Below are 12,114 nucleotides of genomic sequence, written 5' to 3'. Positions count from 1 at the left end.
CTCATTTCAGCGAGTTCCACCATAGGCCAGCGTCACCTCTTTCGCCGCTTTAATCACCATGGCGCCAAGTTCGGTGACGCGATCGTCAGTAATGCGTGAGCAGGGGCCGGAAATAGAGAGGGCCGCAAACGGTTCGCGGTGTTCGTCATAAATACACGAGGCCACGCAGCGCAGACCGAGCGCATGTTCTTCATCGTCAAACGAATAGCCGCGCTTGCGCGTCTGGGCCAAATCGTCTTTCAGATGCAGCGGCGACACCAGCGTCGCATGGGTATAAGCGTGCAACCCCTTGCGGTGCAGCAGACTGGTAACCTGTTCCTCACTGAGCTGTGATAAAAACGCCTTGCCCGCGCCAGAGGCGTGCATGGGCAGCTTGCCGCCAATAGGCGCGGACATACGCATCAGCTGCGTACACTGCACCTGGTCGATAATAATGGCCTGATGGTCGCTCTGGTCGAGTACGGCAAGGTTTACCGTTTCGCCGGAGTCCTCCATCAGTTTGCGCAAAATCGGATGGACAATCGCCAGCAGATTACGGCTCTGTAAGAAGCTGCTGCCGACGATAAACGCATGTGCGCCTACGGCCCAGTGGCCCAGCTCACCGACCTGGCGGACAAAACCCTGCTGCTGCATGGTGGTGAGTAGACGGTGAGTAGTGGAATTAGGCAAACCCGCCTGTTGCGCCAGTTCGGTCAGCGCGACGCTGCCGTTGGACTCGGCAATCCACTCCAGCAGCTTCAGACCGCGAGTTAAAGACTGAACCTGCCCGGTTACGGGTGCAGTGGTAGCGGCAGGTTTTCTCCCGCGTTTCGCGGGAACAGGGGCAACCATGGCAGACTCCTTTTTCTGTATCGTGGAAATCATTTTCGTTTTATTCAATTATAATGCAAGAGTTCCTGAACTGATCGGATGAGTGACATCACAGGATGCCCGATGGCGCTTCGCTTATCAGGCCTACGCTTTGGGAGCCGCCAAAGTAATTTGTAGGCTGGATAGGGCGCTTGCGCCGCCATCCGGCAAAACGGAACCAATAGCGCCAGCAAGCTGAACATGTCTCATGTTGCCCGTTGTTCTCTTTTCCGCCAGCACGCTTTGTGCCAGTATGGCTCGTTACGTGGAGCGTTGTCGGGAGCGAGTGTGAGCAGCAAAGTTGAACAACTGCGTGCGCAGTTAAATGAACGTATTCTGGTGCTGGACGGCGGTATGGGCACCATGATCCAGAGCTATCGTCTACATGAAGAAGATTTCCGCGGGGAGCGCTTTGCCGACTGGCCCTGCGACCTGAAAGGCAACAATGACCTGCTGGTACTCAGCAAGCCGGAGGTGATCGCCGCTATCCACAACGCCTACTTTGAGGCTGGCGCGGATATCATCGAAACCAACACCTTTAACTCGACAACCATTGCGATGGCGGATTACCGGATGGAATCCCTGTCGGCGGAAATTAACTATGCGGCGGCCAAACTGGCGCGCGCCTGCGCCGATGAATGGACGGCGCGAACACCAGAAAAACCACGCTTTGTTGCGGGCGTGCTTGGTCCAACTAACCGCACGGCCTCCATTTCGCCGGACGTCAACGACCCGGCGTTTCGTAATATCACCTTCGATCAGCTGGTGGCGGCCTACCGTGAATCCACCAAAGCGCTGGTGGAAGGTGGCGTAGATCTGATTCTGATTGAGACCGTCTTTGACACCCTGAATGCGAAAGCGGCGGTGTTTGCGGTGAAAGAAGAGTTTGAAGCGCTGGGCGTTGATCTGCCGATCATGATTTCCGGCACCATCACCGACGCCTCTGGTCGCACCCTCTCCGGCCAGACTACCGAAGCCTTTTATAACTCGCTGCGCCACGCCGAGGCGCTCACTTTTGGCCTTAACTGCGCGCTGGGGCCAGATGAACTGCGCCAGTACGTCCAGGAACTGTCGCGGATTGCCGAATGCTACGTCACCGCGCACCCGAACGCCGGCCTGCCGAACGCTTTCGGCGAGTACGACCTCGACGCCGACACCATGGCGAAACAGATTCGCGAATGGGCGGAGGCGGGCTTCCTGAATATCGTTGGCGGCTGCTGCGGCACCACGCCGGAGCATATTGCGGCGATGAGCCGCGCCGTTGCCGGTTTGCCGCCGCGCCAGCTGCCGGATATCCCGGTTGCCTGCCGCCTTTCCGGCCTGGAGCCGCTGAACATTGGCGACGACAGCCTGTTTGTCAACGTCGGCGAACGTACTAACGTCACCGGCTCGGCCAAATTTAAACGGCTGATCAAAGAAGAGAAATACAGCGAAGCGCTGGATGTCGCCCGTCAGCAGGTCGAAAGCGGCGCGCAGATTATTGATATCAACATGGATGAGGGGATGCTCGACGCCGAAGCGGCGATGGTGCGTTTCCTCAGCCTGATTGCCGGTGAGCCGGATATTGCCCGTGTACCAATCATGATCGACTCCTCCAAATGGGAGGTTATCGAAAAAGGGCTGAAGTGCATTCAGGGTAAAGGCATCGTCAACTCTATTTCGATGAAAGAGGGCGTGGAAGCTTTTATTCATCATGCGAAGTTGCTACGTCGCTACGGCGCGGCAGTGGTGGTGATGGCCTTTGATGAGCAGGGGCAGGCCGATACCCGCGAGCGTAAAATCGAGATTTGCCGCCGGGCGTACAAAATTCTCACCGAAGAGGTGGGCTTCCCGCCGGAAGACATCATCTTCGACCCGAATATCTTCGCCGTGGCGACCGGTATTGAAGAGCACAACAACTATGCGCAGGACTTTATCGGCGCTTGCGAAGATATTAAACGCGAGCTGCCGCATGCGCTGATCTCCGGCGGCGTGTCTAACGTGTCCTTCTCGTTCCGCGGCAACGACCCGGTACGTGAGGCTATCCACGCGGTATTCCTCTACTACGCCATCCGCAACGGCATGGACATGGGCATCGTCAACGCCGGGCAATTGGCGATTTATGACGACCTGCCTGCCGAACTGCGCGATGCGGTTGAAGATGTCATTCTTAACCGTCGCGATGACGGCACTGAGCGTTTGCTGGATTTGGCGGAGAAATACCGCGGCAGCAAAACCGACGAAGCTGCCAACGCCCAGCAGGCGGAATGGCGTAGCTGGGACGTGAAAAAGCGTCTCGAATACTCGCTGGTGAAAGGCATTACCGAATTTATCGAACAGGATACCGAAGAAGCCCGCCAGCAGGCCTCCCGCCCGATTGAGGTGATCGAAGGGCCGCTGATGGACGGCATGAACGTGGTCGGCGACCTGTTCGGCGAAGGGAAAATGTTCCTGCCGCAGGTGGTGAAATCCGCTCGCGTGATGAAACAAGCGGTGGCTTACCTGGAGCCGTTTATTGAAGCCAGCAAAGAAAAAGGCTCCAGCAACGGCAAGATGGTCATCGCCACCGTGAAGGGCGATGTGCACGACATTGGCAAGAACATTGTTGGCGTGGTGCTGCAATGCAACAACTACGAAATCGTCGATCTTGGCGTGATGGTGCCAGCGGAGAAAATCCTCAGAACGGCGCGTGAAGTGAATGCCGATCTGATCGGTCTTTCCGGGCTTATCACCCCGTCGCTGGACGAGATGGTCAACGTGGCGAAAGAGATGGAGCGTCAGGGCTTTACTATCCCGCTACTGATCGGCGGCGCAACCACTTCGAAAGCGCACACCGCGGTGAAAATCGAGCAGAACTACAGCGGTCCGACGGTCTACGTGCAGAATGCTTCGCGTACCGTGGGCGTGGTGGCGGCGCTACTCTCCGACACCCAGCGCGATGACTTTGTCGCCCGTACCCGCAAAGAGTACGAAACCGTGCGTATTCAGCACGCCCGCAAAAAACCGCGCACGCCGCCGGTCACGCTGGAAGCGGCGCGCGATAACGATCTGGCATTCGATTGGGAACGCTACACCCCGCCAGTAGCCCACCGTCTGGGCGTGCAGGAGGTAGAAGCCAGCATCGAAACGCTGCGCAACTACATCGACTGGACGCCGTTCTTTATGACCTGGTCGCTGGCCGGCAAATACCCGCGTATTCTGGAAGATGAAGTGGTGGGCGTTGAGGCGCAGCGCCTGTTTAAAGACGCCAACGACATGCTGGATAAACTGAGCGCGGAGAAACTGTTGAATCCGCGTGGCGTGGTGGGCTTGTTCCCGGCGAACCGTGTGGGTGACGACATCGAAATCTATCGCGACGAAACCCGTACTCATGTTCTGACGGTCAGCCACCACCTGCGCCAGCAGACTGAGAAAGTCGGTTTTGCCAACTACTGTCTGGCGGATTTTGTCGCGCCGAAATTGTCCGGAAAAGCGGACTACATCGGCGCGTTTGCCGTCACCGGCGGTCTTGAAGAAGACGCCCTGGCTGATGCTTACGAAGCGCAACACGACGACTATAACAAGATCATGGTGAAAGCGATTGCCGACCGTCTGGCGGAAGCGTTTGCCGAGTACCTGCATGAGCGTGTACGTAAGGTTTACTGGGGATATGCGCCGAACGAGAGCCTGAGTAACGACGAATTAATCCGCGAAAACTACCAGGGGATTCGCCCGGCGCCGGGTTATCCTGCCTGCCCGGAACATACCGAAAAAGGCACTATCTGGCAGCTACTGGATGTCGAAAAACACACCGGGATGAAGCTCACCGAATCTTTCGCCATGTGGCCTGGCGCGTCGGTCTCCGGCTGGTACTTCAGCCATCCTGAGAGCAAATACTTCGCGGTAGCGCAGATTCAACGCGATCAGGTGACAGATTATGCTTTCCGTAAAGGAATGAGCGTTGAGAACGTTGAGCGGTGGCTGGCGCCGAACCTGGGTTACGATGCGGACTGATTCATAAAATCGTCACTTTTCCTTACAACATACAAGGCACTCATTGGGTGCCTTGTCTCTTTCTTACAATTAAACCCTTATACTGAAGGAAGGCTCTACGCTGAATTTGCCGGATGGCGGCGTAAACGCCTTATCCAGCATACCGTATTACGTATGGTAAGCCCGGTGGCGTGCAACGCCAGCAGGCCTTAACGCTGTGCGCCATCAGGCAATTTATCGCAAGTGAGCTTCAGGAAAACGTATAACGATAAGGAGAACCTGACGCCGTGTTAACTTTGCTCCATCTACTTTCTGCCGTTGCGCTGTTGGTATGGGGAACACATATCGTTCGTACTGGCGTAATGCGCGTGTTTGGCGCGCGTCTACGTACTGTCCTCAGCCGCAGCGTGGAAAAGAAACCGCTCGCCTTTTGTGCGGGTATCGGTGTTACCGCGCTGGTACAAAGCAGTAACGCCACCACTTTATTGGTAACGTCGTTTGTCGCCCAGGATCTTGTCGCCCTGACGCCAGCTCTGGTGATTGTGCTGGGCGCTGATGTGGGTACTGCGCTAATGGCGCGTATTCTCACCTTTGACTTGTCGTGGCTATCGCCGCTGCTGATTTTTATTGGCGTGATTTTCTTTTTGGGACGTAAGCAGTCCCGCGCCGGGCAGCTGGGTCGCGTCGGTATCGGGCTTGGCCTGATTCTACTGGCGCTGGAGCTGATTGTGCAGGCGGTGACGCCGATCACTCAAGCTAATGGCGTGCAGGTCATTTTCGCGTCGCTGACGGGCGACATTATGCTGGATGCGCTGATTGGCGCGATGTTCGCTATTATCAGTTATTCCAGCCTGGCGGCGGTGTTGCTGACGGCGACCCTGACGGCGGCGGGGATTATATCGTTCCCGGTGGCGTTGTGCCTGGTCATCGGCGCCAATCTGGGATCGGGGCTGCTGGCGATGCTCAATAACAGCGCCGCCAATGCTGCCGCGCGTCGCGTAGCGCTCGGCAGCCTATTGTTCAAATTGATCGGCAGCCTGGTCATCCTGCCGTTTGTCCATCCGCTGGCGAATCTGATGGATGAGCTATCGCTACCGAAATCAGAGCTGGTGATCTATTTCCACGTTTTCTATAACCTGGTGCGCTGCCTGGCGATGGTGCCATTTGCCGAGCTGATGGCGCGTTTTTGTAAACGAATTATTCGTGATGAGCCTGAACTGGATACCCATCTGAAGCCGAAACATCTGGATGTCAGCGCGCTGGATACGCCAACGCTGGCGCTGGCTAATGCTGCCCGCGAGGTGTTGCGCATTGGCGATGCGATGGAACAGATGATGGAAGGGCTAAAAAAGGTCATGCACGGCGAACCGCGTGAAGAGAAAGCGCTGCGCAAGCTGGCGGATGACGTTAACGTGCTCTACACCGCGATTAAGCTTTATCTGGCGCGAATGCCAAAAGACGAGCTGGCGGCGGAGGAGTCCCGCCGGTGGGCGGAGATTATTGAGATGGCCCTGAACCTCGAACAGGCGTCGGATATTATCGAGCGAATGGGCAGTGAGATTGCCGACAAGTCGCTGGCGGCGCGTCGGGCATTTTCAGAAGAAGGATTGAAAGAGCTGGATGCGCTTTACGATCAACTGCTCAGTAATCTGCAACTGGCGATGTCGGTCTTTTTCTCCGGTGATGTCACCAGCGCCCGTCGGTTGCGCCGCAGTAAACATCGCTTCCGTATACTTAATCGCCGATACTCACATGCGCATGTCGACCGCCTGCACCAGCAGAACGTGCAAAGCATTGAAACCAGCTCGCTCCATTTAGGGCTGCTGGGCGATATGAAGCGTCTTAACTCACTGTTCTGTTCGGTCGCCTATAGCGTACTGGAACAGCCGGATCAGGACGAGGAACGGGGCGAGTATTAAGTGAAATGCCGGATGGCGGAGCCTACGGAGAACATGCGCGTAGGCCCGCCATTCGGCATTCAATGTGGACAGGGATTAAAAGCGATGACCCGCTTCCAGCGCCACGGCTTCTTCGCCCGCTTTAAACACCCAGGTGGTATTCGGGCCGCCGAGAACCGCCTGGCCGTTGCTCACCTGAATCCAGTTACCTTCCGGCAAACCAATCACTGTCAGTTCCGGCGCGACCACCAGCAGTTCGCGAATACGCTGCTCGCGGGTCTCGCCCTTATGACCTTCCGGCAAGGCGTTAGTGAAGTGAGGATTAATTTGCATCGGGAACAGATCCAGCGCGTCGAAACCGTTTGGATCGACGATCGGCATATCGTTGGTCGTGCGGATAGTCGGGCAGGCAAGGTTAGCGCCCGCGCTCCAGCCGATATACAGTGCGCCGCGTTTTACCCTGTCCGCCATCGGCGCCAGCAGCCCGCGTTCACGCGATTCTTTCAGTAGCTGGAAGGTATTTCCGCCGCCGACAATAATGATTTCCGCTTTCTCAATCGCTGCAAGCGGATCGGCGACACGATGAATCCCTGTGACGTTTATCCCTAATGGCGCAAGTACCTCTGCGGTTTTATCCGTGTACTCGTCCCATGTTTGCGTGACGCCGGCAAACGGAATAAACACGGCTGAGCGTCGACCGTTCAATTGATTCGCTATCAGCGGCAGAGCGTGTTCCAGCCAGGCTTTACCCGGCAGCGTCGAGTTACTTAATAAAAGCAGTTCCATTACTTCTCCACCTCATCAGGAAATGTCAAAACGTAATAATGCTACCATTATCCATTTAATGTCTTACTGATATGGCTCATGATGTTGCGCGTGTTACAGGCAACGCGCGGTCGCTAAAAGTGACGCCAGGCCAGATCTGCTATCTGGTATCGCCTGAAAAATTACAGGTATAATCCGCAAAATTATTTAACACGTTTAGAGACGAAAATGGCAAAACTGACCTTACAAGAGCAACTGCTACAAGCGGGATTAGTGACCAGCAAAAAAATGGCCAAAGTCCAGCGCACGGCTAAAAAATCACGCGTTCAGGCTCGTGAGGCCAGAGAGGCGGTGGAAGAAAATAAAAAGGCGCAACTTGAGCGTGATAAACAACTCAGTGAACAGCAAAAACAAGCGGTTTTAGCGAAAGAGTTTAAAGCTCAGGTTAAGCAACTTATTGAAATGAATAGAATCAATGTCTCTAAAGGCGATATTGGTTTTAACTTCACCGATAATAACGTCATCAAAAAAATAGACGTGGATAAGCTCACCCAGACGCAACTGATTAATGGGCGTCTCGCGATTGCGCGTCTGGTTATCAATAACAGCGGTGAATGTGAATATGCGATTATTCCCGCGAGCGTCGCTGATAAAATCGCACAACGAGATGCGGACAGTATTGTCGTAAACAGTGCGCTGAGTCAGGAAGAGCAGGACGAAGATGATCCGTATGCCGATTTTAAAGTTCCTGACGATTTGATGTGGTAAGTCACATTCCCGACGTTTATGTAGAAAAATTTCTCAGAGAGTAAATATGCTGACTGACACATCTACCCGGCTTAATAAATATATCAGTGAAAGCGGCATCTGTTCGCGTCGCGAGGCGGACCGTTTTATCGAACAGGGCAATGTTTTTATCAACGGCAAACGCGCCGCCATTGGCGATCAGGTGGTCGCCGGGGATGTTGTTAAAGTAAATGGTCGGTTGATTGAGCCGCGAGAAGCGGATGATTTAGTGCTGATTGCGCTGAATAAACCGGTTGGCATTGTCAGTACCACTGAAGACGGCGAACGCGACAATATTGTCGATTTTGTGAACCACAGCAAACGTATCTTCCCGATTGGTCGTCTGGATAAAGACTCGCAGGGGCTGATATTTCTGACTAACCACGGCGATCTGGTCAATAAGATTCTGCGTGCCGGTAACGATCACGAAAAAGAGTATCTGGTGACGGTGGATAAACCGATTACCGACGAGTTTATTCGCGGTATGGGCGCTGGCGTGCCGATTCTGGGTACCGTCACCAAAAAATGTAAGGTGAAAAAAGAGGCGCCGTTTGTCTTTCGCATTACCCTGGTGCAGGGATTAAACCGTCAGATCCGCCGTATGTGTGAATACTTTGGTTATGAAGTGACGAAACTGGAGCGTACGCGCATTATGAACGTCAGCCTGAGCGGGATTCCGCTGGGCGAGTGGCGCGATCTGACGGACGATGAGCTGATCGATCTGTTTAAGTTGATTGAGCGTTCCTCTTCCGAAGCCAAACCAAAGGCCAAAGCGAAGCCGAAGACCACGGGTATTAAGCGACCGGTCGTTGCGATCGAAAAAAGCAATGAGAAAGCGCGCCCGGCATCAAGCGGTAAGCGCTTTACCTCGCCGGGACGAAAGAAGAAAGGACGTTAACGTCTGCCGCGCGTCGGCGTATTCGCCGACCAGGAGAATGACGCTTCCGTATCGGGTTTATACGCCTGCTTTTTCTTCAACTGGCGGGCTTTTTTCGCTTCAGCCTCACGCAGCGCCATCAGCTTATCGATGTACTCCTTTTTTACGCTGTTGGTCTCAGAATTGGTCAGTGGACGCCCGTGCGCAATACGGGCGCGGTCCAGCAACGTTTTCAGTTCGCGCTGTTCGCGCTCGGTCATCTCTTTTTGAGTAATGCGGGGGAGTGCCATACGGGTGCCCTCAGTTAGCCGATGCATTTAGAGCCTATCCCATTAGGGCTATTTTACTTGCCATTTTAGACCTGGGCAGTGCTCAAAATCCTCACGTACTACGTGTACGCTCCGGTTTTTGCGCGCTGTCCGTGTCCAAACTGGCTGCGCCAATAACGCCTGGTGGGATAGGCTCTTAGTCTACGGCAATACGCAACGGGCGGATAGCGCTCAGTCAGCAATCCGCAGCTTTCCGGCGAAATCCTGTGGCGTATAACCCGTTGACGTAAATCCTTTATCCGTGATGATGTTATCGATTTCTTTTACGCTTGCGATGCACATCACACCGTCCTGACCAAATTTGGTATGGTCGGCGAGAATCACTGATTTTTTGCTCATCGCAATCATGGCTTTGGCAACGTAGGCTTCTTCAAAGCTCTTCACCAACACGCCATGCTGGGGAGAAATGCCGCCAGCGCCAATAAAACAGATATCCGCGTGAATCGCGTTAATCTGCTGACACACCGAGACGCCGAGGTTGGCGCGAAAATGGTAATCATATTCGCCGCCTAATACATACACGCGGGCCTGCAGGTTATGCTCTTTAATTTTATCGGCAATCAGGGCTGAATTGGTAATCACGGAAAAAGCGAGAGGCGGTAATTGCTCGGCCAGAATAAGGTTAGTTGTACAGGAATCAATAAACAATGTATCCCGTTCACTGACCATTTCGGCGGCAAGTTTGCCAATCGCTATTTTCTCTTCGCGATGCGCCTCTATTCTTGCGCTAAACGCATCCTCCTGGACAACTTGCTTTTTGACTGCGCCCCCATGAATCTTAGTGATTTTGCCCTCAGATTCCAGTAAGGAGAGATCGCGACGAATGGTTTCTGAGGTGACGTTGAGCATTTCCGATAATTTAATAACGGTGACTTCACCGAATTTGTTTAATTCATCAAGAATATGTTTTCGTCTTTTAATTGGATTCATTATCTTTCGCCGCCGTCAACCTTTGGCGCATGGTAACTGGATGCGTAAGGCAACGCAACCACTCCAACGCATGGACGATACCCTCCTCATCATTCGTGGCAGTCACATAGCCGGCCTGCCGCTTTACTGCATCCGGCGCGTTGCCCATTGCGATGCTGATTCCGGCGGCGGCAAACATGCTGACATCATTCTGCTGATCGCCAATCGCGACCACCTTGTCAGAAGATATATTTAAATAATGAATTAATTTATCGATTATGAACCCTTTATTTATATCGGCTCTTTGAATATCAATATAATTTTCTCCCGTGACAACCGCATAATATCCACAAGGCAGGTGATTATTCACTTCTGTACACAGAGTATCTATCTCCGAAGATGCGGCAACAAGTGTAATTTTATATATATTGCGACGATTAAAGATATTTTCTGCAGTTTCAGTTATAAGCGGTAACTCAAATAAGCGGGCTTCATATGTTGTCCAGGGTGCAATTAGTCTATCGTCACGATGGTGAATTGCTTCGGCGCTAAAAAAGTGGTGGTGATAGCGGGAAAGAGAAATATGTTGGTCAATATTCCATAGATCTGTGGCGGTCAGCGGGGCAGCATGAATAATGCGCGGCCCCGCCATCTCCAGCAGGCGTCCGCAGTTAAAACCGGCGCACCAGCTAAACAACCTATCAACCTGTTGCTGGCGTAGCAGGCGTACCATTGAGGAGACCGGTCTGGCGGAACATGCCGCCAGCAGACCACCGTTCTGGCGGAACGCAATCAGCGCCTGGCGCGTGCGCGGGCTGATTGTTTTCTGCGAGGTGAGTAATGTTCCATCCAGATCGGTGATCAACAACATCTCTCGTTCCCTGATATCAATGAACAATAAACGGCGTAACGGCTTCTTTGGCGGCGTTGCACACCATGTTGTCGATAGCAGTACCGACCACCAGAATATTGACCCCGGTATCTTTAAACGCTTTCGCGTTGGCGAGGTTAATCCCGCCTTCCGCCAGCGTCGGAACATCCACCGCGCCGACCAACGCCCGCAGGCGATCTTTAATCATCTGCGGGATATCGCCTGCCGCTACGCCTTCATAGCTCATGCCTGTCATCAGACCAATCATATCCACGCCGATATCCTGCATTCGCTTCGCCACGCTGGCGACCTCTTCCGGCGTGCGTGCAGGAATACCGAAAGTATGCAGATCGTCAGGATGGCCAATGTAGGCATCGACAGTCAGACCATACTGATGGGCGAGATTAACGATGTCCTGCAGATCGTCCCAGTCGGATTTATGCGTATGTAAACCGTCGGCCCCAGCGCGGGCAATCTCCAGAATTTCCGTTTCGCTGAGCGGCACCGGTAAGGTTTCGGTAAAACCGCCGGCGATACCAACGGTGATAAAAATATCGTCCGGGACCACATTACGCACACCGTGTACGGCCTCAGCCATCTGGCTATTGGTGATTTCGTGACGAATCTGCTCCGCCGCGTGCATGTTGCTCACGCCTTTGTGTCCACGCGCCAGCGCCAACGCAGGGTGGTTCGGCTCCAGTAGCTTAACGCCAGCCTCACACACGGCTTTCGCCAGGCGCGCATCGTCGCCGGTTATTCCTGTGCTGAGGATGGTTTGCCCGCCGTGAAGTGTGATGGCTTCTTTCACTTTCTGTAACGCTTTGGCGCGTTTTTTATTCATATCGCCTTTAAACATGGTGTACCTCTGGTGTTGGTGCA

11 protein-coding genes are annotated in these 12,114 nt (G+C 53.9%); 5 read left to right on the top strand and 6 right to left on the bottom strand.

Features of this window, described 5'->3' with window-relative positions; genetic code table 11:
• Positions 1-6: 6 nt before the first annotated feature.
• Positions 7-831 (bottom strand): glyoxylate bypass operon transcriptional repressor IclR, encoded by an 825-nt coding sequence (gene iclR / locus LDB27_RS20645; protein ID WP_000226434.1) that lies wholly within the window; start codon positions 829-831, stop codon positions 7-9.
• Positions 832-1,137: 306 nt separating this feature from the next.
• Between iclR and metH the strand changes: the two genes are divergently transcribed.
• Positions 1,138-4,821, top strand: a complete 3,684-nt coding sequence (metH, locus tag LDB27_RS20640; RefSeq protein WP_000095976.1) for a methionine synthase — start codon at positions 1,138-1,140, stop codon at positions 4,819-4,821.
• A 266-nt stretch (positions 4,822-5,087) separates the two neighbouring features.
• Positions 5,088-6,719, top strand: coding sequence for a Na/Pi cotransporter family protein (locus LDB27_RS20635; RefSeq protein ID WP_000956811.1), 1,632 nt, complete (start codon positions 5,088-5,090; stop codon positions 6,717-6,719).
• A 75-nt stretch (positions 6,720-6,794) separates the two neighbouring features.
• On the opposite strand, the gene pepE is transcribed toward LDB27_RS20635, so the two are convergent.
• Entirely contained in the window at positions 6,795-7,484 is a 690-nt protein-coding gene (gene pepE, locus LDB27_RS20630) for a dipeptidase PepE (RefSeq protein ID WP_225519894.1), read from the bottom strand.
• A 71-nt stretch (positions 7,485-7,555) separates the two neighbouring features.
• On the opposite strand from pepE, the gene LDB27_RS20625 reads away from it, so the two are divergent.
• Genes LDB27_RS20625 through rluF form a run of 3 tightly spaced genes read left to right on the top strand, consistent with a single transcriptional unit; the run spans position 7,556 to position 9,147 of the window.
• Complete coding sequence (locus LDB27_RS20625; RefSeq protein ID WP_001576533.1) at positions 7,556-7,657, top strand: hypothetical protein; 102 nt, start codon at positions 7,556-7,558, stop codon at positions 7,655-7,657.
• Between the two features lie 34 nt (positions 7,658-7,691).
• Positions 7,692-8,231 carry a DUF2058 domain-containing protein gene (locus LDB27_RS20620; RefSeq protein ID WP_001096724.1) on the top strand — a complete coding sequence of 180 codons (540 nt, stop codon included), beginning with the start codon at positions 7,692-7,694 and terminating at the stop codon, positions 8,229-8,231.
• Positions 8,232-8,277: 46 nt separating this feature from the next.
• Positions 8,278-9,147 carry a 23S rRNA pseudouridine(2604) synthase RluF gene (gene rluF, locus LDB27_RS20615; RefSeq protein ID WP_000954618.1) on the top strand — a complete coding sequence of 290 codons (870 nt, stop codon included), beginning with the start codon at positions 8,278-8,280 and terminating at the stop codon, positions 9,145-9,147.
• Here the strand turns inward: rluF and LDB27_RS20610 are convergent.
• The 4 genes from LDB27_RS20610 to LDB27_RS20595 all read right to left on the bottom strand — a co-directional run bounded on the left by LDB27_RS20610 (position 9,144) and on the right by LDB27_RS20595 (position 12,091).
• Complete coding sequence (locus LDB27_RS20610; protein ID WP_001207628.1) at positions 9,144-9,416, bottom strand: DUF3811 domain-containing protein; 273 nt, start codon at positions 9,414-9,416, stop codon at positions 9,144-9,146. The two genes, rluF and LDB27_RS20610, sit on opposite strands and share 4 nt — an antisense overlap.
• Before the next feature lie 210 nt (positions 9,417-9,626).
• The gene (locus LDB27_RS20605) at positions 9,627-10,385 is read right to left on the bottom strand and encodes a DeoR/GlpR family DNA-binding transcription regulator (protein WP_001068171.1); all 759 of its coding nucleotides are present in this window, start codon (positions 10,383-10,385) and stop codon (positions 9,627-9,629) included.
• Entirely contained in the window at positions 10,372-11,235 is an 864-nt protein-coding gene (locus LDB27_RS20600) for a Cof-type HAD-IIB family hydrolase (RefSeq protein WP_000924654.1), read from the bottom strand. Before LDB27_RS20600 ends, LDB27_RS20605 begins: the two co-directional genes overlap by 14 nt.
• A gap of 16 nt (positions 11,236-11,251) precedes the next feature.
• A complete protein-coding gene (locus LDB27_RS20595) occupies positions 11,252-12,091 on the bottom strand; it encodes a hypothetical protein (RefSeq protein WP_000472332.1) in 840 nt (279 codons plus the stop codon).
• Positions 12,092-12,114: the final 23 nt, after the last annotated feature.

The sequence above is a fragment of the Salmonella sp. JXY0409-18 genome (genome assembly GCF_020268625.1).
In the GTDB taxonomy this organism is placed as follows: Bacteria; Pseudomonadota; Gammaproteobacteria; order Enterobacterales; family Enterobacteriaceae; genus Salmonella; species Salmonella enterica.
This window is presented reverse-complemented; position numbering and strand designations above follow the sequence as displayed.